Raw genomic sequence first — 23,277 nt, forward strand, 5'->3', positions numbered from 1 at the left:
CCGGTTTTTCCGTCGCGGACGGCGGCGCTGTCCACCCAGGGTAGGACAGCCACCCGGAACAGTTGGTACTTGGCGCCGATGTTCGAAACATCGAGTCTTCATAGGGTTGATTCATGCTCAAGAAAAAGTTTGTGATTGCCGGACTTCTGGCCCTGCCGCTGGCTGCGGCGCTGACCGGCTGCGATGTAGGGGAACTGGCCCAAGACCGTCTCGATGAATCGACCACCCGCAGTGCTGCCACCTCGGAACAAGCAGTCAAGGAGGGCATCCTGCCGGGCTGGGTTCCCGCCGGCGGAACCGCTGTGGAATTAATCCAGCGCAACACCGGCAGTGAACGCATTTTCGTCATGGACTATGACGGGGAGCTGCCGAAGAAATCCTGCATTCCGGTGAAAACCACGGGCGCTCCGAGCGCCGAGGAACTTGCCGCCGCCTACGCCTCCGACGAGCGTGTCAAGCGAATGGACCCCGAAGAGATCTCAACAACGCGGACCTTGGACGCCGAATGGTGGCCGGAGGAAACCCAATCCCGCACCACAGATTTGTGCGGACGGTTCTGGGTCAGCCAGAGCGGCGGCAAGCTCTATGCCTTCGCGCCGGATGCGATCGGCACGGTGGAGAAAATCCAGCAGGAGCGCGAAGCAAATTCGTGATGACGAGCTGCCGATGCATCGCTTAGCTTGATCACTACTCGTCGACACAACCCCTGCCGTTCGGGCGTGAAGGGAGCATGGCAAATGGGTCAGAGAACTTTTCATGAGAGTAGCCTTCTTCGGCCCGGCAAGAAGCGCTTAATCTGGCCGGCACGAAAGCTGGATTTTAGACGGTACCTAACCAACCTCTAATCATCCAAAGACGCTACTTAGCTGTTGAAATTCATCCGGCACTGCTGTCCGCATCCGTACGGTTAATATTGCCGAGAAGTTGAAGAGCCCAAAATGTCAGCTACGACACTTTGGGCTCTTTGACTATTTGTTTCTGTAGAAAGCCACAATATCTGACCGGATATGTGGTCTACTCGAAGAAATCCTCATCGATGTCTACCACATCGTAGCTTTGCTTCACCTGAACCCCCACGCGGTACTTGATCATGAGTGATACTAGCCGCTTACCGTCGATGAGGACGATACGATTTTGAATGGCTGCTGCGTATTCGCGGGCATGCTGGGTGAAATGGCTGGTCGTGATGAACACGCCCCGGCTGGCGCCGAATCCGTGAAGTGCGCCAATGAAAGCTTGAATTGTTTCCCGGCTGATCGACTTACCTTCGGCGTAGCGTTTGGCCTGCACATAGATTTGGTCAAGACCAAGTGCGTCCTGGTCAATGACTCCATCCACTCCACCGTCACCCGTGCCACCAATTCTCCGGCCGCGTTGTTCCGCTCCTCCGTAGCCCATCGCAAGTAGTAGTTTGACGACTGCTTCCTCGAAAAATTCAGGGTGGCTGTCTCGTAGGCGTATTAGCAGAGCATCGCCGACGTCGGATGAAATGCGATTGATTCCCTCTTCGATTAGTTCGATCGGATCAGTGGACTCCTTATCCGGGCCCTCAGTTTCGGCTGGAGCGGAGTCTTTTTGGGCCTGTGGCCAGTACGCAGCAAAGGTCCGTTGGGCAACGGCGAAGCTGGAAATGCCGTCGGGATGATCGCCGAACCATTTTTTGCCAGCTTCAGTAATCCGATAATTCGCCCGGACAGGTCGCTCTATCCATCCAGCCTTGAACAGATTGCTAATCGCCCATCCAAGACGTTGCTCTGATCGTAGGCCGCCTGAATTCAGCGTTTCTTCTCGTGCTGAATTCGAGAGTTGAGCGGAGTCGATGGCTCTGCTGACGAGGTCACGACGGTGCAGAGTACTTCCATCAGACAACACAGACAGAACGTGGCGCACGAAGACAGGCCAAATCGGAACTTCTGATTCGAAAGCCTCCGTTGTTGGAGCTTCGCTGCTTGTCGTCATCTATTGTTCTCCTTTGAAAATGCATTCCTGCAAAGCCAGGACGAAGTTATCGAGTCCACTGATCCCGAAGAAATAGCTCGATTTGTGGTATTCAATTTTGGCAACGAGGTTCGCAAACTTTCGTTCGGTTTCCTCAGTCGCATTGACAATCTTTAATTGTCTCATGCCATACGAATCTTGGCATTCCGTACCGCGAGCGGTAGTAGTAGCTTCACGGAGTCTACTGTGGTTTTGAGAATCGAAAGTGGGTGCAACAACCAATCTGGCTGTAGCTCCCAGTGCCTTGCAACTGGCAGCTCTGCGAATGTCATGAAGTCGCTTGAGGAAAAATGGTGTGTGGTAGGCGCGGCGTCCTCGATCATTGTCCGAGGAGTCCTCGGTAAAAGATTCCGGACACGGCCAATCTGCTTCCCCTGTCTCGTGATGATTATGATTTCGATCGTTATTTTGGTCCAGCAGGAACCCATAGCGTGTGAAAAACTCGGTACCTATACCGCCATTTCGTTCCGCTCGGGGATGCCAGACCAACAGATAGGCTGGGCAGGTCCGTTCAGCATATCCACGACCAGTTAAGCGAGTATTCGATGCTTGAAGATCCCGAACAGCAGAAGTTCCTGGATGGGCTGACGCGAGATTTGTTCCAGCTTTCCATCGGTGACCTGCGTCAAGGAATATTGGACTATGCGCAGAAGATGGAGGCGTCCCAACGAAATGGCTTTGCCGAGGTATTTGCCCATGCTTCCGGATCGCTGGGGTATCAGCCTCTAGCGTCACGAATAGCATCTGGAAATTTACTCGAAGACATCGCCGGGCTACATAGCCGACTCGAACAGGGGGAGTACTTCGACGGCTTCGGATGGGATGAAGATATCTACGATGAGCGGTCCTTCGGCGATGAATCTTGGGCGGAGGAATTGACTGACCTGTTCAGCATGACTAGCGAGCTGTTCAGTACCGGTGAACTGGACAAAGCGAAGGAAGCCTATGAACGACTTTTCGCAATCCTCGATCTGGATGGCGAGATTGGAATATTCAGCGGGCCATTGTGTGCTGCGGACATGCTCGATCTAGACCTTGCCATCAACCGGACACAATATCTGAGGTGCGTCTACGAACTGACGCCAGAAAACACACGCGCTTCAGAAGTTGCCCATGCATGGTTTGAAAACACGGACTTCGAAGATGCGATAACTCTGCAAGATGTTGACCGATGCCGTGAGTCTGATCTTGTGGATATGGATACCTTCTTGCCTCGTTGGATCAACGAGCTGCAAGCGCGAATGCAGGAACGCCCTAATAGTCGCGTTCGCAAGCTGTTAGTTGAAGCAACCTTGTTCAGCGGCGGACTGGACTCATTGGCCGAACTTGCCCGGAATGCAAGAGTTGCACAGGCAGAGCTATACCGAGATTGGGTCGTGTTGGTGCAGTCATTGGGGAAGGACGAAGTGGCCGTTGCAACCGCGCGTGAAGCATTGGACATCCTCGCCGAACCCGGAAGGACCAGGGCCGAAATCGCCGATATTCTGGCGACCTTGAGCAGTTGCGACCAAAGCCAACGGCTGATGGCCAGGCGAGAGGCCTTCAGATCGGATCCGAATCTATGCCGCTTAGTAATTCTCCATACGGAAGAAGCAAAGCGTACGAATCCGGCGCAAAGCATGCGCAATGAGATCGACTTCTTCCGTTCAGAAAGGCGTGCGACTGAAATTTCGCCTGCAACGTACTTAGCATTGCTGATCCTCGCGGGTCAGGTGGAAGAAGCTATAAATGTTGTCGAGGCAATTCCGGGTGCTGGACGAAATATTGAAGCTGGACAGAAAATTCTCCTGCCATTCTTGTTGCTTTCCGTACTGGAGAAACCGAGTGTACTTCCCACTACAGGCAGCTGGCTGGCACAGTTGTGGACTGGAATTGACCAAATTGATTCTTTTCTTTGGAACCTTCAAAGCACTGATTTTTTCGATTCTTCGAGTGAGGTAGCAAAATTAGATCGTAATAACGATATGTCGCTTGCCGCGATTCTTATGGAGAGAATTAAAGTTGAACAGCTCTCCGAAGAGCAGCGTGCGGCGCGAATTCGAGCAGCCGAGTCATTGATTGAACGGAGCGTAGTACAGGTTGTCGGCGGCCGGAATCGCCCACTCTATGCGTCGGCCGCAAATCTGATCACTAGCCGTTTGGAAGTCGGCTATTTGACTTCGGACCAGAGCGGAGCTGAACACTTCGCAACGATGCTCGTTTCCAGGTTTCCACGACACCGGGCGTTTCAACAGGAGATGAAACGTTCCCGCCAGAATTCGAAGATCCTCCAACGCTAACGGAAGCCAAGCGCCGGACTACGGCAGGTATTCGTCGAGGGCTTTCACCATGTCCTCATACCCCCGCTGTTTTGCCAAATCACGTGGCGAAACCCCGTTGTCATCCGGGATGCCGGGATCCGCACCGCCAGCCAGCAGCAAACGCACCGCCTCGACCTGTCGCGGGCCGCCGTCGCCGAGCACGATGGCCTCGTGCAGGGCGGTCCAGCCCAGGTTGTTGATGTGGTCCACGGGAACACCGGCTTCCAGCAGGATCTTGATGGTTTCTGTATGGCCGTGTTCCGCGGCGGGAATCAGCGCGGTGCCGCCGTAGCGGTTGGTGCAGGCGACGTCGGCCCCGTGCGCGATGGCGAGCTCGAGGATCTCGTCCAGGCCCTCGGCTCCCGCATAGAGGAAGGCCGAATCCTGAATGGGATCCTTGGCGTTCACGTCCGCGCCGGCTTTGACTAGTACCGCAGCCATCGAGGTATCCTCGTTTTTCACCGCGCGCACGAGCAACGGCGTCTGGTCCGCGAAGCGTGCGTTGGCATCCGCTCCGGAAGCGATGGCCGCCTGCGCCGCCGCCAGGTTTCCGGAATCCACCGCTGTCTGAAGTGCGGCCGTCTGGTCGTGGGCACCCGCGGACCCCTGCCCGCTGTCGGCAGGCGGAGGGGTCGCGGCGGGGGTACAAGAACCGAGCAATAGCACCGCACCCAGCGCCAGCGAGGGCAGCAAGGCGTGCCACGCGGAGCGGCGGAGCCTGATTTCGGTCATGCTTCCAGCTTGCCAGCAGTCAGCGGTGCGCCGCATCAGCCCTACGTGTCTTTCTGGACAAAAAGACGCTCCCCGAGGCCTGGCTGTTTCCAGCCCGGCTCCGGGGAGCGTCATGCGCGTCTGCGATTAGTTCGCCGCGGCGACTGCTGCCGGCGGCTCGAAGGCTGCCAGCGGTTCGGCGCCCTCATGCGAGTGGCCCCAGTAGCTCTCGGCGGTGATTTCCTCGGAGGTGTAGTAGGACTCGTCGACGAGCATGCCGTCGGTGCCGTACTCGATGTCCCAGCCGCCCGGTGCGCGGACGTAGAAGGAAACCATGTGGTCGTTGGTGTGGCGGCCCAGCGATGCGGTGATGTTGAAGTCCATCTGGCGCACCTTGTCGTAGGCGCGGCCCACGGTGTCCAGGTCCTCGACCTCCACCATCAGGTGCACCAGGCCCGGAGCCTCGCCGTGCGGGGCCGGTCCCATGGCCAGCGAGTGGTGGCGCTGGTTGCAGCCGTAGAAGCGGAAGCGGGTTGCAGGGCGCTGCGGGCCCAGGCGGACGGCGCCGCGCGGCAGGAAGCCGAGCACCTCGGTGTAGAAGGAGGTGGTTTCCTCCATCTTGGTGGTCGGCAGCACGACGTGGCCCATGCCCTGCGCGCCGGTGATGAACTTCTGCGCGTAGCCGGTGATCAGCGGGGTGTGGTCCATGCGCGGGCCGAAGAAGATCTCCACCGGGTGGCCGGCTGGATCGGTGAACGTGATGACCTGCTCCAGGCCGCGCTCGTCGTTTTCCTCTTCGGTCAGCCAGGTCACCGCGATGCCTGCGGCCTCGACGTCCTTGGCCACGGCGGCCAGGGCGAACTGGTCGCGGACTTCCCAGCCCACTGCGACAACCTGGTCTACGTCGCCCGGGAGCACGATCAGGCGGGCTTCGCGCTCGTCCATGCGCAGGTACAGGCCGTCAGGGTTCGGGCCGACGGTTTCTGCGAAGCCCAGGGCTTCGACGGTCAGTTCGCGCCAGCGGGCAATGTGCTGGGTCTGAACTTTCAGGTATCCAAGTCCACGGATGTGAGTCATTGTCTGTTCCTTGTTTGTATCTAGTGAGTTCCCGGGCGTCGCCCGGTGCTCTTGGTGATCTGGTCCTAGACTGCCGCGGGCAACCTTAAGTTCATTGGCGGGTCGGCAATCGGGCGAATGGTGAATCCCATGCTCTTATCAATCAGAATGCGCTGCTGGAAGCGTTCCGCTTCCAACCAAAGCGCTTCGTCCGAGTCAAGAACATCCTTGACGAAACCTGTACGGACCAACTGTCCATCTTTGCGCAGTTCCACGTGTTTGCCCGAGAACTGGCTCCAGCTGGCTTTGCGTGCCATTGCGTCTCCTTTCGCTTGCGGGCTGTATGGCTAGACTGCCCAGACCAGGTTGGCCGCCGGTTCCACACCGATCTCTGTAAGGATTGCTCCGTGGTAGCTGGGGCCTGGGACGTGAATCGCGTGGGCCAGGCCCATATGGGCGTCGCGCCAGAAGCGCTGCACCGGGTTGTTCAGGCGCAGGCCGTTGCCACCCGAGCGGGAGAGGATCATGTCAATCGCATTGGTGGCGCGCCATGCAGCCTGGATCTGGGTGCGGCGGGCGACGGCACGCTGCTCCAAGCTGATCTCGCCGCCGGCTGCCACGGTGTCGTACAGGCGGTTGATGCTGGCCAGCAGGGTGTCTCGGGAAGCGCTGATCTCGCCGGCCGCCTCGCTGACCGCGTACATGGTGTACGGATCCTCGACGGACTTGAAGCCGTTGATCTGCACACGCTCGCGCTGGTAGTCCATGTGGGCCTGCAGCGCGCCCTCGGCGATGCCGATGACGGCGGAGGTCAGACCTACCGGGAAGATGCTGTAGAACGGCAGGCGGTGGATCGGCTCGGTCTTGCCCGCTTTGCGGGCCACTTCGCCCGCGAACAGCTCGGCTTGGTCGAGGGCGCGGTACTCGGGAACGAAGACGTCATCGATGACGACGTCCTTGCTGCCGGTGCCCTTCAGGCCCACGACATTCCAGGAGTCATCGATAATGGTGTAGTCCTTGCGCGGAACCACCACGTGCAGGAAGCGGGGCGGCTGGACCGGCTTGCCCTCGGAGTCGCCCAGGAAGGCCCCCAGGATGACCCAGTCCGAGTGGTCGGTGCCGGTGGAGAACTGCCAGTGGCCGGAGAAGCGGTAGCCGCCCTCGACTGGGGTCGCGGTGCCCATCGGTGCATATGGCGAGGAGACCCAGACTTCGTCGCTTTCGCCCCAGATTTCTTCCTGCAGCTTCGGGGACATGAGTTCCAGTTCCCACGGGTGCACGCCGACCACGCCGGCAACCCAGCCGGCGGAGCCGTCCAGGCTTGCGAGCTTCATGACGGTTTCGGCGAATTCCACAGGGTGGGCGCGGGTTCCCCCGTACTCCACCGGAGCCAGCAGCTTCATGACGCCGGACTCGCGCATGATCTGCACGGTCTCGTCGCTGAGCTTGCCCAGTTCTTCGTTGACGGAGGCCAATGCGCGCAGCTCATCGGCACGGGTGGTGAGGACGTCGCTCACGGTGGTAATCGTCATGGAATTCTCGCTTCCTAATCAAGCTCGTCAAACTTTGCTGCTGGCTAAAATCTAGGCAAAGAATCGGCTTAACGTGACCTATGTCTCAGCCATCGGGATTGTCGATTTCGACTCGATTTCCCGGGCTGGAATGCGGCATCCCGGTCATCGGGATCCGCCCTGTTTTGGCTCGCTCCACCGCAATAAGGTTCACCAAAGACCAATTTGTATCCGCAGATCGAGGAGCCAATCAGATGACTACGGAACTTCGCAATGCGCCGGGCGGATCGCCTGCAGCCGGCGCCGACGCAATCCTGCGTGAACTGCCCACCGAGCAGGGAACGCTGCGCTACTGGGAAGCCGGCCAGGGCCGCCCCCTGGTGTTCCTGCATGGATCGGGACCGGGCGTCAGCGGATGGCAGAACTTCGGCGACGTGCTGCCGGCCTTCGCCGAGCACTTCCACTGCTACGTGATTGAATTCCCGGGCTTCGGCGTCAGTGACCCCACCGACAAGCACCCCATGCCGGCGGCCAGCCAGGCGGTCATCGACCTGCTGGACGGGCTGGGCCTGGACAAGGTCGACATCATCGGCAACTCCATGGGCGGCATGGTCGGCACCCTGTTCTCCATGAGCCACCCCGAGCGCGTGCGCCGCCTGGTGACCGTGGGCGGCCTGGGCCTGAATGCCTTCGCGCCGTTCCCCGCCGAGGGAATCAACCTGCTGATCGCCTTCACCGAGGACCCGACCCGCGAGCGGCTGATCCAGTGGCTGCGCTCCATGGTGTTCGACGAGGAAACCGTCACCGAGGAACTGATCGAGAAGCGCTGGGCCCTGGCCACCGAGCCGAAGACCCTGGAAAGCGCGCGCCGCATGTACAGCTCCGCCGCCATGAAGGCGCAGATCGCCGCCCAGGCCGAATCCGATGATCCGCCGGCATGGTCCATGCTGCACAAGGTCAAGGCCAAGACCTTGATCCTGTGGGGCCGCGATGACCGCGTCACCCCGATGGACGCCTCGCTGATCCCGATGCGCACCATCCCGGACGTGGAACTGCACGTGTTCCCGAAGTGCGGGCACTGGGCCATGATCGAGCAGAAGGCCGCCTTCGAAAGCGTTGTCGTTGAATTCCTGAACCGTGAGGAGAGCACGTCATGACCAGCATCGTCAGCACCCCGCGGATCACCGCGCTGCAAACCCGCGTCGTCGAGGTCATCAAGGAAACCCACGACGCCCACACCCTGGTGCTGGAGCCTGCGGCCGAGCAGGCCGACAGCTTCCGCTACCGCCCGGGCCAGTTCCTGACCCTGCGCATCCCCAGCGACCGCGACCAGGACGCCGCGCGCTGCTATTCGCTGTGCAGCTCCCCGGAGCAGGACGAACGCCTGAAGGTCACCATCAAGCGCACTCGCGACGGGTACGCCTCGAACTGGATCTGTGACAACGTGGAAGCCGGCCACGTGCTTGAGGTGCTCAAGCCTGCCGGAACCTTCGTCCCGTCCTCCCTGGACACCGACTTCCTGCTGTTCGCTGCAGGCAGCGGCGTGACCCCGGTGCTCTCCATCCTGAAGTCCGCGCTGATCGCCGGCACCGGGTCGATCACCCTGATCTACGCAAACCGCGACGAGCAGAACGTGATCTTCAAGGACGAGCTGGTCGCGCTGACCAAGGCCTACTCGGGCCGCCTGCACGTGATCCACTGGCTGGAGAGCGTCCAGGGCATCCCTGACCTCGCCTCGATGACCGCGCTGGCCAAGCCCTACGCGCAGCGCGAAGCGTTCATCTGCGGCCCCGGCCCGTTCATGGACTGCATCGAGACAGTGCTGCAGAACCTGGGCGCCGCCCCGGAGCGCATCCACATCGAGCGCTTCAACTCGCTGGAGGCGAACCCGTTCGCCCCGGTGGACCCGCTGGTGGTGGACGCCGACGGTGAAACCGCGCAGGTCGAGGTGGAACTGGACGGCAAGACCAGCAACGTTGCCTGGCCTGCCGGCAACAAGCTGCTCGACGTCCTGCTGAACGCGGGAATCGATGCGCCGTTCTCCTGCCGCGAGGGCGCCTGCAGCGCTTGCACCTGCATCGTGCTGGAAGGCGAAGTGGAGATGGAGCGCAACGAGGTGCTCGAACCGCAGGACCTGGAAGAGGGCCTGATCCTGGCCTGCCAGGCCAAGGCGCTGAGCCCGAAGGTGAAGATCACCTACTAAGGCTAGAACCACCAGCAGATGCCCCGCCAATGGCGGGGCATCTGCTGTTTTTGGCTGAAATTCTTCTATCGGGATTCCCGCAACATTCCCCGCTGTTGTGCAGTGCATGCAAGGAGAGGGTTCCAATGACCTCGATGCCCCACGTGCTGTATGCGCTCGAAAAGAAGATTCGTGATGATGCCGGGACCCTCGGGGATCGCATCGACACCGCAGGATTTGCCTGTGAGGAGCGGAAAGTTCGGGATGAGGGGCTTCGCGGCATAAAACTCGACGTTGCGCGGGCATCTGCAAAGAATGGCGTCGCTCGCGCCCAATTCTTGGATTCCACCCTCTCGGCCCGGGAAACAGCCGAGCTGCTTGGCCTGGTCTGGCCGCGGTTAGGCGCTGCAGCGCAGCCGGGGCTCTCCTACGTGATGGCGCCACTCCCGGTGGGAATCCATCCGCAGGCGACCGAAGGGTTCTTCACGTCGGAGAATACGGAACTGGTGGCAGGAGGGCAGCGCTCCACTCCGGCGCAGTGGCTCACCAGGGGAGGGAACCGTGACCCGTCGCCAGGCAGAAGGCGGCACTGGGGCTGTTGGTGTGACTTCGGGTTACAGCGAGCCCGCAGGGGCAGGCCGGGGCAATCCCCGGGCAACCGCAGCAGCTGGGCCCGGTCAGGAAGCCGCGGCCCGATCTGCGAGCTTGAGGTTGCCCTGCACCGTCTCATCGCGCACCGCCGCGCGCAGGGTCTCGCAGCCCACGAACTGGTCGCGCGGCAGGTTGCCCGTAGCGCGGGCGGGGCGCTCGCGGCACAGGTCCAGCGCCTCGTCGGTCCACTGGACGCTGGTCTGCTCCCACGCGCTCTTACGCACCTGCACCTTGGCCAGGCATTCGATGCAGCGCACCTGCTGCATTGCGGTGTCTAGTTCTTGCTCGCGGTTCGACATTACGCCAGCTGCTTTCCGTTGACTCGGCGGAGGATCAGGTTGCGGGCCGAGGACCTGGTCCACAGGTCCATCGGCATGGTGGTGTCCACCTCGTACTCGAAGCGCTCGGTCATCTGCGGGGAAACGTCCTGCTCGTCGACGAAGAACTGGGAGTACCAGCGGTGCAGCGCCGCGACGGGGCTACTGGCCCCGCATGCGGCCCTGCAGCCCGTTGCGGCCGCGTCGTCCAGCTGCGCGCGCACGGCCCCGGTGATCGAGCGCAGGATCTGCGTGGCGTGCCCGGCGGCGGCGGTCTTCAGTTCCGGGGCCGGGGGCTGCTCGGTGCGGACCATGACCCCGGTCATCAGCACCAGGTGCTGCTCGTCGATGGGGTAGTGCGCGGTGAGCACGATGGCGTCGAGATTGCGGTCTTCCATCACGTAGTCCAGCTGCGCGATCATGACGGCCGGCCCGTAGTAGCCGGCCACCGAGTCCGCCAGCTGGATAGCCGCAGCATTCTGCCCCGGATCCTGCAGCTGATAGCTGTGGTGCAGCGGCCCCTCGAAGTACTGCGTGGCCAGCTGTCCTTCGAAAACATTCTTGAAGTACAGCTGCTCGCTTTCGGTGACGTGGGGCGAATCGGCCAGATGCACTACGTGCTCCATGACCTGGCCGGTGCTGGCGGCGAGCGTGGTTTCCTTCCACGCCCAAGCCGACCATTCAAGGTCCTCGTCGTCTTCCGCGCCGGTGCCGCTGCGCAGCCGGGGGATTGTCAGATCCTGCGGCGGCGGATTGCCCTGCGGGTCGTGCCACACATAGAACAGGCCGTCCTGCTCGAGGCAGGAGAGGTCCTGCGGGGAGTGTCCGGCCTCAAGCCGGGCGGTCAACTGGTCCTGGCCATCTGCCTGAACCTGCAGCGTCACGCCGAAGGCGGCGAGGCGGTGCACGCCGCCGTCGCGGAATCTGTGGGACAGGCCAAGGCAGTGCCAGCCTCGTGCGTAGCGCGCGGGATCAGCGTGGGGCGACTGATCGCCAAGCGGCTGCGGATCGACCCGAACCATGTGCATCCCATTCCTTCGTCACACCTGACCTGGAGACGCTCTTTCCGGAGACCGATCCCGGAAGAAGGCGTAAATCTATATCTAGCCATAAATTTCCGTTTTGGAAACGGTGAATCCCGGTGTGCGGGACGTCACAGAAACCCTCGAAGCGGGTTTGTTCCGAATTGTCCTACTGGGTGGGATGCGGCGTCCGGGCACCATGCCGAGTCTGATTGGGTAGCGCTCACACCCATGTGGACGACAAAGGAGAAACTATGTCCAACAACCAGGCTTGGGACGACGAATACGAGGTCGTAGTCGTCGGTTCCGGCGCTGCGGCCCTGGCTGGCGCCTACAGCTCGGCCCGGCGCGGTCTGAAGACCCTGCTCGTGGAAAAGACCAACCTTCTGGGCGGCGCTTCGGCCTACTCCGGTGCTTCCTGCTGGCTGCCCGGAACGCAGGTGCAGCAGCGCGCCGACGTCGAGGACTCCAGCGAGTCGGCCAAAGCCTACCTGAAGGCCGTCATGGGTGACCACGAGGTGGAGCGCCGCGAGGCCTTCGTGGATACCGCCCCGGAGTTGGTCGAGTTCTTCGAATCGGATCCGGCCATCGAGTTCTACTGGACCGCATTCCCGGACTACTTCAACGCCCATGAGAGCAAGCCGCTGGGCCGCTCCATGATGCCGGTGGACCTGCCGCGCGAGGAAATCGGTGAGCTGGCCGACCTGGTGCGTCCGCTGGTCGAATACGACCGCTACAACCAGCCGCACCCGGAGGGACCGTTGACCGCAGGCCAGGCTCTCATCGGCCGCCTGCTGCTGGCACTGACCAACACCGGCAACGGCACCATCCAGCTGGAAACCGAGCTGGTGGACCTTGTCACCGAGGACGGCCGCGTGACCGGCGCGATCGTCAAGGACGCCGAGGGCATCCGCCGCATCCACGCCACCGAAGGCGTCATCCTGGGCGCCGGCGGCTTCGAAGCCAACCAGGACCTGCGTACCGTGAACGGCACCCCGGGCAACTCGGGCTGGACCATGGCTCCGGCCGGCGCCAACATCGGCACCGCCATCCGCGCCGGCCAGAAGGCCGGCGGCGCGGTGGAGCAGCTGCACCAGGCTTGGTGGTGCCCGGGCGCCGCACAGCCAAAGGGCAACGCGGCCTTCGCGCTGGGCTTCCGCGGCGGCGTGTGGCTGGATGCCAACGGAAAGCGTTTCGCCAACGAGTGCCTGCCCTACGACCAGATGGGCCGCGTGCTGGCCGCCGCGCCTGAGCGCATCCCGTCCTGGTTCATCTTCGACTCGCGCTTCGGCGGCCAGATGCCGGGCATCATGCGTCCGTTCAACACCTCCCCGCAGGAGCACCTGGACGCCGGCACCTGGGTCAAGGCCGACACCCTGGAAGAGCTGGCTGCCGCCACCGGCCTGCCGGCCGACGCGCTGCAGGCAAGCATCGAGCGCTTCAACGGCTTCACCGTCACCGGCGTGGACGAGGACTTCCACCGCGGCGAGAACCCGTACGACCAGTTCTTCGCGGATCCTGAATACGGTCCGGGCCCGACCCTGATCCCTGTGGACCAGGCGCCGTTCTACGCCGCCCGCATGGTGCTCAGCGACCTGGGCACCAAGGGCGGCCTGCGTACCGACGTGGACGCCCGCGTGCTGCGCGAGGACGGCACCGCCATCGAGGGCCTGTATGCGGTGGGCAACACCAGCGCGTCCTTCTCCGGCGGCTTCTACCCGGGTCCGGGCACCCCGCTGGGTTCGGGCATGGTCTTCGCCTACCGCGCTGCCCAGACCCTGAAGGCACCGGCCCAGGCGCAGTCCGTCTAGGACCGCCCGCCGGGAAGTCCACAAGCCGAAGCCGGCTGGCGCACCGCAAGGTGCGCCAGCCGGCTTCGGCTATTTTGCTGTTCTCTGTTCTCTGTTCTCTGTTCTCAGTTCTCTGCGTTCTGCGCCCTGCGTGCGCCGTTGCCGGGTTTTTCACAGCGCAACGCAGCCCGGGCCGCATCCATGATGGAGGCGGCCCCGGCTGGGTGGTGCTTCTTATGGTTTGGCGGCGTCTGTCCCTAGCGGGAGCCGGCCAGTGCCCCAGCTGGCCGGTGCGGCAGCGCCAGGGCCTTCACGGCGTCCGCGTACATGATCTCCTTGACGGCGCCCAGGGTGTCCGGGTGCTGCGGCGTGTTCTCGGAAACCAGCTGCACGGCGCGCTCGACGAGCTGTTCCACCGGGACGGCCTCGTCGACCAGCCCGGCCGCGGCCGCCTGATCCCCGTCGAAGCGCCGCCCCGTGAGCATGGCGTCGCGGGCCTGGACCGCGCTGAGCTTGGACTGCACCAGGGCCGCCATGCCTTCGGTGAAGGCGATGCCGATGTTCACCTCCGGGAAGCAGAAGAACCCGCGTTCGGTGCGCATCAGCCGGTAGTCGTGGGCCATGGCCAGCAGCGCGCCGCCGCCGAAGGCGTGGCCGTTGACGGCCGCCGCCGTGGGCATCGGCAAGGTCAGGAACCTTGCGTACACCGCCTGCAGCTCGCGCACGTAGTCCGGGTCCAGTTCCACCGGGCCGTCGGCCTCGGCCACGTCCAGCCCGTTGGAGTAGAACTTGCCCGAACCGATGGTGACCAGGGCGGTGGCTTCGCCGGCGAGCACCTGGTCCAGCAGGTCGTTGACCTCCTGCAGCCAGGCCAGGGATTGGCGGTTCTCGCCCCCGCCCAGGTCCAGGATCGCGGTGCTTGATTCAAGTCGCAGGCTAGGCATTGGCGCCTGCCGAGGTGGGTGCGAGCGGGCGGATGTTGCGCTTGAGGATCTTACCGGCCGCGTTGCGCGGCAGCTGGGCGGTGATTTCCACGGTGCGCGGCACCTTGTAGTTGGCCAGCCATTTGCGGCAGTGGGTGATCACGTCCTGCTCGGTGAGCTGCGAGCCCGGCAGCACCTCGACCACCGCGTGCGCGACCTCGCCCATGCGGTCGTCGGGCTGGGGGAGCACTGCGCAGGCGGAGACCCCGTCCAGCGATCCGATGGTGTTCTCCACCTCGGCCGGGTAGACGTTGAACCCGCCTACGGTGAACATGTCCTTGATGCGGTCCACGATGCTCAGGTAGCCGTCCTCGTTGAGCTTGCCCATGTCCCCGGTGTGCAGCCAGCCATCGGCGTCGATGGCCTTGGCGGTGGCTTCCGGGTCGTCCAGGTAGCCGAGCATGACGTTCTCGCCGCGGACCAGGACTTCGCCGGCGGTGCCCGCCGGGACGTTGCGTCCGGCGGTGTCCACGACACGCACCTCGAAGCCGGCGGTGGGCCGGCCTGCGGTGCTGGTGACGGTGTGCGCGCTGTCGCCCGGACGGCACATGGTGACCACCACGGCCTCGCTCAGCCCGTAGGCGGTGGTCAGCTGCTGGACCCTGGCCTCGGTGCGCAGGCGCTCAAGCAGCCGGTCCGGGACCATGGCGGAGCCGAGCACGGCCAGGCGCCAGTTGGTTTCCTCGGCGGCAGGGAAGTTCGGGTGGTCGAGGATCGACTGGTGGATGGTCGGGGCGCCGGGGATCACGCTGATCTTCTCCTCGCGCAGCAGCCGGACCGTTTCATCCAGGTCGAAGGTCGCCATGGGGTAGATGGCCGCGCCGGTGGCCAGGCAGACCAGGATGCCGACCTTGTAGCCGAAGGTGTGGGAGAACGGGCTGACCACCAGGTAGCGGTCCTCTTCGGTGATCTGCGCGTGGTCGGCCCAGGCGTAGCTGACGCCCAGGGACTGGCGGTGCGCGGAAATGACGCCCTTGCTGCGCCCGGTGGTGCCGGAGGTGAAGATGACATCCGCGATGTCCTCCGCGGTAACCTGCGCGGCGCGTTCGGCCACCAGGGCCGGGTCCGCGCCGAGGCCGGCCGCCAGGAAGTCGTCCCAGCCGGACAGCGGGAGCACCGCGGTGTCCACCGGGGCGCCGGACTCCCCAGCTGGCAGGCTGACAAGGGTTTTCAGTTTCGGCAGGCCCGGGACCACGTGGGCCTCGTCGGTGTAGCCGAGCTGTGCGGCGCCCTCGACGAGCAGCCGGGTGTAGGAGGTGTCCAGGAAGCCTTCGGCCACGAACAGGACCCGGGCCTCGGCCCGGGAGAGGATCTGGTGCGCCTCGATGCCGCGGTAGCGCGAGTTCAGCGGAACCATGGCCGCTCCCACGCTGGTGGCCGCGAGCGCGGCGATCACCCAGCGTGCGGTGTTCGGCGCCCAGATGGCGACCTTGTCCCCGTGCTTCACGCCGCTGGCGATCAGCGCCGCGGAGGTCCGGCGGACCTGCTCGGCCAGCTCGGCGAAGCTCAGGCGCACCGGCCCGTCGACCAGTGCTTCCCGGTCGGTGAAATGCTCGGCGGCGTAGGCCACCAGGGCGGGGATGGTTTGCGGTTGCTCATGGCTCTGCATGCACGTGGCTCCCTTGTCTTTTCGCAGCACCGTCCTCAACTGTTGGGACGCTCTGTATTGGCGTAATCCAGCTGGAACTTCACCCCGGGCAAGCCTGTCGGGGCGTGCGCGGGGGAAATAGTTTGAGGCTACTGAGGTTGGGAATGCAACGCGGGAGCTGTCCCGGTGGGCGGGAGTCGGGCAAACCGCGGTCCGGCTGTGCAAGCAATGCCGGCCGATGATTCATCCAGCGGAGCTTCGGAGAGCGGACCTATTTCAGCAGGCCCTTGTTTCCGTGGAGGGTGCCGGTCGGGAAACCCAAGGTGACCGGTTGCGGCGACGCGCAGCAGGATTCGGGCTCCGGCTGGCCAGTTTCGCAGCCCGAGGCGTCCTGGGCCGGGGCATCGCAGGATCCGCCGAGATCCGTGGAGCAGACCCCGGTCTCCGGCAAGGAGAGCTGGACGCTCGCGGCGGCCTGCAGGTCGCCGGCCAGATGGGCGGCGATGGACCGGATCTGTTCGTAGCCAGTGGCCATCAAGAAGGTCGGGGCGCGGCCGTAGCTCTTCATGCCGGCAATGTAGAAGTTCGGCTCCGGGTGGGACAGCACGCGCTCCCCATGCGCGCTGACGGTGCCGCAGCTGTGGAACTCCGGATCGATCAGCGGCCCGAGCTCGCGCGGGGCTTCCACCGCGGGGTCCATCTCCAGGCGCAGCTCGGAGAGGATCGACAGATCCGGGCGGAAGCCGGTGGCCGGAACGATGTAGTCCACGTGCAGTTCCCGCCCGTCGGCGCCTACGACCAGGGTGCGCTCGCCATTTTCCAGGCGCACGATGGAGAGGTTTTCAATGAGGTCGACCTGCCCGGTATCGACCAGGCGGCGCAGGCTGGTGCCCAGCTGCCCGCGGGCCGGGAGCTGGTCCGCTGCGCCGCCGCCGTAGAGCTTGACCGGGTTGGCGGTTCCGCGCAGTCCCCACAGGATCTTCGTGTCCGCGTGGGCGCTCTTCAGCCGGCCCAAGGAAATCAGGGTGTTCGCCGCCGAATGCCCGGCGCCGAGCACCAGCAGCGTTTTGCCTGCGAAGGCGTCCCGGTCCGCGCCCAGCGGATCGGGCAGCGGCGAGGTGATGGCGCCGCGGGCGCGGGCTTCTGCCTCGCCCGGGGCTTCGAGCCCCGCGCGTCCGACGGGATTGGGGGTATTCCAGGTGCCGGAGGCGTCGATCACCGCACGGGCGGTGACGTCGCGGATGCCTTCGGGGGACTGGGTGCGGACAAGGAACAGCGCCTGGTCGCGACCTGCCGTGCGGGTCTTGTCCAGGCCGATCCCGTCGTCTAAGACGCGCGAAACGCCGATGACGCGGTGCAGGTAGCGGATGGAGGGCGCCAGGGCGGGGTGCGCGGCCAGCGGCAGCAGGTAGTGCTCCACCAGTTCGCCGCCGGTGGGCAGGGAGGTTTCCCGCGGCATGGCCCAGTCGCCCAGGCAGTTTCCCGCCGGGGTTTCCAGCAGCCGCCGGGCGGCCGCGTCGACATTGAATTTCCACGGGGAGAACAGCTTGATGTGCGCCCATTCGCGCATGGACGCCCCGGCAGCTTCGCCTGCCTCGAGGACTAGGAACTGTTCTCCGCGCTCGCTGAGGTGCGCGGCGGCGGCCAGCCCGATGGGACCTGCGCCGATGATCACGATGGGATGGCTGTTCTTCATGGCGGGTTCCTAACGCTGCGGGAGAAGTTCGCTGATGAGATGTTCGATGCGGGTGCGGATCTCGTCGCGGATCTTGCGCACCGGCTCGATGCCCTGGCCTGCTGGATCATCCAGCGTCCAGTCCTCGTAGCGCTTGCCGGGGAAGATGGGGCAGGTGTCCCCGCAGCCCATGGTGATGACCACATCGGAGGCCTGCACAGCCGCCGTAGTCAGGATCTTGGGGGTCTGGGCGGACAGGTCGATGCCCTCTTCGCGCATCGCCTGGACGGCGGCCGGGTTCACCTGGTCGGCCGGGGCCGAACCTGCCGAGCGGACTTCGATCCGGCCTTCGGCCAGGTGCTGCAGGTAGGCGGCGGCCATTTGGGAGCGTCCCGCATTGTGCACGCAGACGAACAGCACCGAGGGCTTGGTATTCATGGGTCAGCCTTTCAGCGGCGAAGAAGCGGCGGGGAAGAATTTGCGCGAGAAGAGCGCCACGTAGACCAGGGCGACGAGGATCGGCACCTCGATCAGCGGGCCGACCACCCCGGCCAGGGCCTGGCCGCTGGTGGCGCCGAAGGTGGCGATGGCGACCGCAATGGCCAGCTCGAAGTTGTTGCCGGCGGCGGTGAAGGCCAGGGTGGTGGTGCGCTCGTAGCCCAGCTTCAGGGCGCGCCCGATCAGCATCCCGGCGCCGAACACCACAACGAAGTAGATCAGCAGCGGCAGGGCCATGCGGGCCACGTCCCAGGGGTTGCTGATGATCGCATCCCCCTGCAGCGCGAAGAGCAGCACGATGGTGAACAGCAGCCCGTACAGCGCCCACGGGCCGATCTTGGGAAGGAAGACGCCCTCGTACCAGTCGCGGCCCTTGGCCCTTTCGCCCACGGCGCGGGTGAGGAATCCGGCCAGCAGCGGGATGCCCAGGAACACCAGGACCGAGAGCGTGATCGCGCCCACGGAGAACTCCGCACTGGTGGTCGGCAGTCCCAGCCGGGCGGGGAGGACCTGCAGGTAGAACCAGCCCAGGACGCCGAAGGCGACGACCTGGAAGATCGCGTTGACCGCAACGAGCACGGCGGCGGCCTCCCGGTCGCCGCAGGCCAGGTCGTTCCAGATCATCACCATGGCGATGCAGCGGGCCAGTCCCACGATGATCAGCCCGGTGCGGTATTCGGGCAGGTCGGGGAGGAACAGCCAGGCCAGAAGGAACATGAAGGCCGGCGCCAGCAACCAGTTGAGCACCAGCGAGGTGATCATCAGCTTCTTGTCGGCCAGCACGCGCCCGGTTTCGTTGTAGCGAACCTTGGCAAGGACCGGGTACATCATGACCAGCAGTCCCAGCGCGATGGGCAGCGAAACGCCGGCGACCTGGACGGAATCCACGATCTGGCCGAGCTGCGGGACCAGCCGGCCCAGGCCGAGGCCCAGGGCCATGGCCAGCAGGATCCAGACCGCCAGGTAGCGGTCCAGGGTGGAGAGCTTCCCCGGAGCCCGGCGCGCAGCGGGAGTTGTCGTTGGTGGCACGAAGCATCCTTAGGCAATATTGATGTTCATCGATATATGTTTCCGGTTCGAGTATGATGACTTATATCGAAGAATGTCAATTTAGGTAGGTGCTCCAGATGACGGCAACCCCGGTGGCGGACGACGCCGCGAGCGCAGCCTGCTGTGCCACCTGTGCCGCGCCGGCGCTGGCCGAAGCCGCGGCGCGCGAGGCCGCGCGGCTGCTGAAGGCGATTGCCGACCCGAACCGCCTGCGGCTGCTGTCCATCGTCAAGCACGGGCCCGCGGACGGCACCTGCGTCTGCGATCTGACCGAACCGCTGCAGCTGGGCCAGCCCACGGTCTCGCACCACCTGAAGATCCTGGTGGATTCCGGGCTGCTCGCCCGCGAGAAGCGCGGGACCTGGGCCTATTACACCCTGGTTCCGGGGTCGTTGGACAAGGCCGCCGCGCTGATCACGGAGCTTTGAGCGTGAAGCCGCCCGCCGGCGTCCAGCTGCGCCCGATGGCCGCTGGGCAGTGGCCGGGCGTGGAACGCATCTACCGCCAGGGCGTCGCCGGAGGACTGGCCACCTTCGAGAGCGCCGTCCCTTCCTGGGAGGACTTCTCGGCGCGAAAAATTGCACAGCTGGGCCTGGTCGCGGTCGACCGGGACGGTGCCGTGATCGGGTGGATTGCCGCGTCGCCGGTGTCCGCACGCTGGGCCTATCGCGGCGTGATCGAGCATTCGGTATACGTCGACGCCGCGCAGGCAGGCCGGGGCGTGGGCACCGCCCTGCTCGGAGCGCTGGGCGCACGGGCGCGGGCGCGGGGTTATTGGACGATCCAGTGCGCCATCTTCGCGGAGAACCACGCGAGCAGGACGCTGCACCGCAAGGCGGGATTCCGCGAAGTGGGCTACCGGGAGCGCATTGCCCAAGCGTCGGCAGGCCCCTTGGCGGGCCAGTGGATCGACACGGTCCTGTACGAGCTGCGCCTGGAGTCGGGCGCAGCAGCGGAAACCTAGGCCACGATTCCGTCGAGGAACAGCGCGCTGCAGTCCTTGGTCAGCTGGTCCAGCGTGTACTTCTTGGACGGGGAGAACCAGCGGGCGGTCAGCCACAGGGCGTCGCGGACCAGGCGGTGCACCACGTGGGCATCCAGGTCCTTCTTGAACACGCCGGAGGCGATGCCCTGCTCGATGACTTCCACCCAGAGCTTGGCGATGTCGCTGCTGATGGCGCGCGCACCGGTGGACTTGGGCAGCTTCTGGATGTACGCAACCTCGTTCTGGTAGATCTGCGTGGCGTACGGGAAGTCGCGGATGATTTCCAGGGTGATGCGGATCAGCTGGTTCAGCGCTTCGCGCGGTTCGGTGCCCGAATCGGTGACGCTGCGGTAGCGGCCCTGCAGCTCCTCGAGGAACTCGGTCAGGATCTCCTCGACCATTTCGTCCTTGGAAGCGAAGTGGTGGTAGAGGCTGCCCGAAAGCATGCCCACCGAGGCGGAGATTTCGCGCACCGAGGTGCCGCCGATGCCCTGCTCGGCGAAGAGCCGGGCAGCGTTGTCGAGGATGACAGTCCGTCGGGCCGGGGCGGTCTTTTCAGCCATATGTCGCTCTTTCGCAGAAGGTGCAGGTGCAGGAGGTTCCGGGTATTCGCCGCGCGCCGGGCGCTGCGGAGTCGAATTCCATCCTAACAACTAACCAAGCGCTCGTTATTGGCGCGGGGCGCGTCCCGGCCACCGGGATGCGCCGCTCGGCCCGCCATGGCGCCGGGATGTAATGGTGGGCGGCGTGAACCGACCGCCGCCGATTTCTTTTCCCGAAGGAGCAGCCCATGAGGAACTGGACCCACCATTACGCCCGGATCAACGGCATCCAGATGCACTACGTGGAAGAAGGCCAGGGCCCGCTGGTTCTCCTGCTGCATGGTTTCCCACACACCTGGTTCAGCTGGCGGCACCAGATCACCGCGCTCGCCGAGGCCGGCTACCGCGTGGTGGCTCCGGATCTGCGCGGCATGGGCCAGACCGAGGCGCCCGAAGAGCTTGCGGCGTACCGGGCCGATGTCATCACCGCGGACCTGGTGGGCCTGCTGGACCACCTGGGGGAGGAACAAGCGGTGGTCTCCGGCATCGACTACGGCATGTTCGCCGCCTACGACCTGGCCGCCGAACACCCCGAACGGGTGCGCGCGCTGATCGGCCTGCAATACGCCGGCCTGCCGCACTACGACGCGCTGCCTTCGCTCACCGAAATCGAGCGCGGCAAGGAAGCCTTCAACCACATGGCCTACTACCACGTGGACCCGCAGGGCGCCCGAGCCGACTACGACGCGAACCCGCGCGAGATCATCGCCAAGATCTTCCACGTGCTGTCCACCGACGGCGACTTCGGCGCGGTGTACGCCAACCCGCCGGGAACCCCCTACCGCCAGGCGCTGCCGCAGCCGCCGGCCCTGCCCTGGTCCTGGCTGGATGAATGGGAGCTGGAAACTTATGTCAGCGACTTCTCCCGCAGCGGTTTCGGCGGCGGCATCAATTGGTACCGGGTGGCGGATTTGAACTGGGAATACCGCAATGCCCGCGCCGCCGGACGCACCAATGTCCCGTACTACTTCCTGGGCTCGGAGACCGACCTGCAGCTGGCCGAACAGTACGGCGACGGCATCCAGGCGCAGCTCGACGCACAGCACGAGGACGTGCGCTCGGTGCAGACCGTGCCCGGGGGCGGCTACCTGATCGCCATGGAGCGCGCAGCGCAGGTCACCGACAAGTTCCTTGAATTCCTGCACGACATGGACCGGGTGAACGCCTGAGGCTGAAGCGCACCTAGAATTGCCGCAGGGGCCGCATTGCGGTCTGCGAGGACGGCAATGAGGAGTTTGCGTGCAGTGGATTGAGGCGGCATTCGTCCGCGGCGGAACCAGCAAGGGCCTGTTTTTCGCTCAGGACTGGCTTCCGGAGGATGAATCCGACCGGAACCGGGTCTTCGCCGAGGCGCTGGGCTCCCCGGACCGCTTCGGCCGCCAGCTGGATGGCCTGGGCGGCGGGATCTCCTCGCTGTCCAAGGTCATGGTGGCTTCCCGCTCGCAGCGCGAAGGCGTGGACCTGGACTACACCTTCGGGCAGGTCGCGGTGGATACCGGTGAAACGGACTACGCCGGGAACTGCGGCAACTTGTCCTCCGGCGTGGTTCCCTTCGCCCTGGAAGCAGGGCTGGTCCAGGCCCCGGACGGCCGGCAGGAATTCACGCTGTACAACACGAACACCGCGAAAATCGTCCGGGTGGTCCTGACCGTCATTGAAGGACGCGCCGCGGTAGGCGGGAAGCTGTCGCTGCCCGGGGTGCACGGCACCGCCGCGCCCATTGAACTGAGCTACCCCGACCCGGCGGGAAGCCGCAGCGCGGGGCTGCTGCCCACCGGCAACCCGGTGGATACGCTGCGCGTCGAGGGGCACGACTACCCTGTCACCCTGGTCGACGCCGCGCTGCCCACGGTGGTCATCGAGGCGTCCCGGCTGGGGTTGGAAGGCACCGAAAGCCCGGAGCAGATCGACGCGAACAAACCGGTGATGGAACTGCTGGAGAAGATCCGCCGGGCCGGCTCCGCGGCCATGGGGCTGTGCGCGACGTCTGAAGATGCCGCGTTGGTGATGCCGAAGATCGTGCTCGCCGCGGCTCCCGCTCCCGCGATGCTGCTGGACGGGACGCTGAGCGATGCCGCGGAGTCGGATCTGGTGATCCGGGTGATTTCCATGGGGCAGACGCACAAGGCGGTTCCGGGCACCGGGGCCATGTGCTTGGCGGCCGCGGCGCAGGTTCCCGGCAGCATCCCTGCCGCGCTGGCCAGCGGCCGGCAGGGCGAGGTCATCCGCCTGGGCACGCCGTCGGGCTCGGTGTCCGCCGCCGCGCACTTCGACAACGCGGGAAAGCTGGCGCACACCTCGCTGCTGCGCACCGCGAGGGTCTTGATGAAGGGCTTCGTGCAGCTGCCGCGGTAGGAA

General features: G+C 64.4%; 22 protein-coding genes. 9 read left to right on the forward strand and 13 right to left on the reverse strand.

What is annotated here, in order from left to right; genetic code table 11:
- Window positions 1-113: 113 nt before the first annotated feature.
- Entirely contained in the window at window positions 114-653 is a 540-nt protein-coding gene (locus C1H84_RS10240) for a hypothetical protein (protein WP_113607338.1), read from the forward strand.
- 361 nt (window positions 654-1,014) lie between these two features.
- On the opposite strand, the gene C1H84_RS10245 is transcribed toward C1H84_RS10240, so the two are convergent.
- The gene (locus tag C1H84_RS10245) at window positions 1,015-1,959 is read right to left on the reverse strand and encodes a restriction endonuclease (protein ID WP_113607339.1); all 945 of its coding nucleotides are present in this window, start codon (window positions 1,957-1,959) and stop codon (window positions 1,015-1,017) included.
- Between the two features lie 584 nt (window positions 1,960-2,543).
- Here C1H84_RS10245 and C1H84_RS10255 point away from each other — a divergent pair.
- Window positions 2,544-4,277, forward strand: a complete 1,734-nt coding sequence (locus tag C1H84_RS10255) for a hypothetical protein (protein ID WP_113607341.1) — start codon at window positions 2,544-2,546, stop codon at window positions 4,275-4,277.
- An 18-nt stretch (window positions 4,278-4,295) separates the two neighbouring features.
- On the opposite strand, the gene C1H84_RS10260 is transcribed toward C1H84_RS10255, so the two are convergent.
- The 4 genes from C1H84_RS10260 to C1H84_RS10275 form a co-directional block, all read right to left on the reverse strand.
- Window positions 4,296-5,030, reverse strand: coding sequence for an ankyrin repeat domain-containing protein (locus C1H84_RS10260; protein WP_181728104.1), 735 nt, complete (start codon window positions 5,028-5,030; stop codon window positions 4,296-4,298).
- Between the two features lie 126 nt (window positions 5,031-5,156).
- Window positions 5,157-6,086, reverse strand: coding sequence for a VOC family protein (locus C1H84_RS10265; protein WP_113607343.1), 930 nt, complete (start codon window positions 6,084-6,086; stop codon window positions 5,157-5,159).
- Window positions 6,087-6,151: 65 nt separating this feature from the next.
- Entirely contained in the window at window positions 6,152-6,382 is a 231-nt protein-coding gene (locus C1H84_RS10270) for a hypothetical protein (protein WP_047120476.1), read from the reverse strand.
- A 30-nt stretch (window positions 6,383-6,412) separates the two neighbouring features.
- The gene (locus C1H84_RS10275; protein WP_113607344.1) at window positions 6,413-7,597 is read right to left on the reverse strand and encodes an acyl-CoA dehydrogenase family protein; all 1,185 of its coding nucleotides are present in this window, start codon (window positions 7,595-7,597) and stop codon (window positions 6,413-6,415) included.
- 233 nt (window positions 7,598-7,830) lie between these two features.
- On the opposite strand from C1H84_RS10275, the gene C1H84_RS10280 reads away from it, so the two are divergent.
- Both C1H84_RS10280 and C1H84_RS10285 read left to right on the forward strand, forming a co-directional pair.
- The gene (locus C1H84_RS10280; RefSeq protein WP_047120474.1) at window positions 7,831-8,733 is read left to right on the forward strand and encodes an alpha/beta fold hydrolase; all 903 of its coding nucleotides are present in this window, start codon (window positions 7,831-7,833) and stop codon (window positions 8,731-8,733) included.
- Window positions 8,730-9,779: a ferredoxin--NADP reductase gene (locus C1H84_RS10285; protein WP_113607345.1), complete on the forward strand. Its 1,050-nt coding sequence runs from the start codon at window positions 8,730-8,732 to the stop codon at window positions 9,777-9,779. The genes C1H84_RS10280 and C1H84_RS10285 overlap by 4 nt, the downstream gene beginning before the upstream one ends.
- Window positions 9,780-10,435: 656 nt before the next feature.
- Here the strand turns inward: C1H84_RS10285 and C1H84_RS10290 are convergent.
- Window positions 10,436-10,708: a ferredoxin gene (locus C1H84_RS10290; protein WP_113607346.1), complete on the reverse strand. Its 273-nt coding sequence runs from the start codon at window positions 10,706-10,708 to the stop codon at window positions 10,436-10,438.
- Window positions 10,708-11,748 (reverse strand): 3-ketosteroid-9-alpha-monooxygenase, oxygenase component, encoded by a 1,041-nt coding sequence (locus C1H84_RS10295; protein ID WP_146956020.1) that lies wholly within the window; start codon window positions 11,746-11,748, stop codon window positions 10,708-10,710. The genes C1H84_RS10290 and C1H84_RS10295 overlap by 1 nt, the downstream gene beginning before the upstream one ends.
- Window positions 11,749-12,002: 254 nt before the next feature.
- On the opposite strand from C1H84_RS10295, the gene C1H84_RS10300 reads away from it, so the two are divergent.
- On the forward strand, window positions 12,003-13,559 hold the full coding sequence (locus C1H84_RS10300) for an FAD-dependent oxidoreductase (RefSeq protein ID WP_113607348.1): 1,557 nt from the start codon (window positions 12,003-12,005) through the stop codon (window positions 13,557-13,559).
- A gap of 236 nt (window positions 13,560-13,795) precedes the next feature.
- Here the strand turns inward: C1H84_RS10300 and C1H84_RS10305 are convergent, their stop codons facing one another.
- From C1H84_RS10305 to arsB, 5 genes are all read right to left on the reverse strand, one after another.
- Window positions 13,796-14,482: an enoyl-CoA hydratase/isomerase family protein gene (locus C1H84_RS10305; RefSeq protein WP_113607349.1), complete on the reverse strand. Its 687-nt coding sequence runs from the start codon at window positions 14,480-14,482 to the stop codon at window positions 13,796-13,798.
- Window positions 14,475-16,130 carry an AMP-binding protein gene (locus C1H84_RS10310; protein ID WP_113607350.1) on the reverse strand — a complete coding sequence of 552 codons (1,656 nt, stop codon included), beginning with the start codon at window positions 16,128-16,130 and terminating at the stop codon, window positions 14,475-14,477. Before C1H84_RS10310 ends, C1H84_RS10305 begins: the two co-directional genes overlap by 8 nt.
- 250 nt (window positions 16,131-16,380) lie before the next feature.
- Window positions 16,381-17,805: an FAD-dependent oxidoreductase gene (locus C1H84_RS10315; RefSeq protein WP_113607351.1), complete on the reverse strand. Its 1,425-nt coding sequence runs from the start codon at window positions 17,803-17,805 to the stop codon at window positions 16,381-16,383.
- A 9-nt stretch (window positions 17,806-17,814) separates the two neighbouring features.
- Complete coding sequence (locus tag C1H84_RS10320) at window positions 17,815-18,222, reverse strand: arsenate reductase ArsC (protein WP_113607352.1); 408 nt, start codon at window positions 18,220-18,222, stop codon at window positions 17,815-17,817.
- 3 nt (window positions 18,223-18,225) lie between these two features.
- Window positions 18,226-19,311 carry an ACR3 family arsenite efflux transporter gene (gene arsB, locus C1H84_RS10325; RefSeq protein WP_280524259.1) on the reverse strand — a complete coding sequence of 362 codons (1,086 nt, stop codon included), beginning with the start codon at window positions 19,309-19,311 and terminating at the stop codon, window positions 18,226-18,228.
- 98 nt (window positions 19,312-19,409) lie between these two features.
- On the opposite strand from arsB, the gene C1H84_RS10330 reads away from it, so the two are divergent.
- Both C1H84_RS10330 and C1H84_RS10335 read left to right on the forward strand, forming a co-directional pair.
- A complete protein-coding gene (locus tag C1H84_RS10330) occupies window positions 19,410-19,760 on the forward strand; it encodes an ArsR/SmtB family transcription factor (RefSeq protein WP_113607353.1) in 351 nt (116 codons plus the stop codon).
- A gap of 2 nt (window positions 19,761-19,762) precedes the next feature.
- A complete protein-coding gene (locus C1H84_RS10335; protein WP_425323564.1) occupies window positions 19,763-20,296 on the forward strand; it encodes a GNAT family N-acetyltransferase in 534 nt (177 codons plus the stop codon).
- On the opposite strand, the gene C1H84_RS10340 is transcribed toward C1H84_RS10335, so the two are convergent.
- A complete protein-coding gene (locus C1H84_RS10340) occupies window positions 20,293-20,880 on the reverse strand; it encodes a TetR/AcrR family transcriptional regulator (RefSeq protein WP_047120462.1) in 588 nt (195 codons plus the stop codon). The two genes, C1H84_RS10335 and C1H84_RS10340, sit on opposite strands and share 4 nt — an antisense overlap.
- Window positions 20,881-21,107: 227 nt before the next feature.
- Here C1H84_RS10340 and C1H84_RS10345 point away from each other — a divergent pair, with 227 nt between their 5' ends.
- Both C1H84_RS10345 and C1H84_RS10350 read left to right on the forward strand, forming a co-directional pair.
- Window positions 21,108-22,088 carry an alpha/beta hydrolase gene (locus C1H84_RS10345; RefSeq protein ID WP_113607354.1) on the forward strand — a complete coding sequence of 327 codons (981 nt, stop codon included), beginning with the start codon at window positions 21,108-21,110 and terminating at the stop codon, window positions 22,086-22,088.
- A 70-nt stretch (window positions 22,089-22,158) separates the two neighbouring features.
- A complete protein-coding gene (locus tag C1H84_RS10350) occupies window positions 22,159-23,274 on the forward strand; it encodes a PrpF domain-containing protein (RefSeq protein WP_113607355.1) in 1,116 nt (371 codons plus the stop codon).
- The last annotated feature ends 3 nt before the right edge of the window (window positions 23,275-23,277 follow it).

The sequence above is a fragment of the Glutamicibacter soli genome (assembly GCF_003309065.1).
In the GTDB taxonomy this organism is placed as follows: Bacteria; Actinomycetota; Actinomycetes; order Actinomycetales; family Micrococcaceae; genus Glutamicibacter; species Glutamicibacter soli.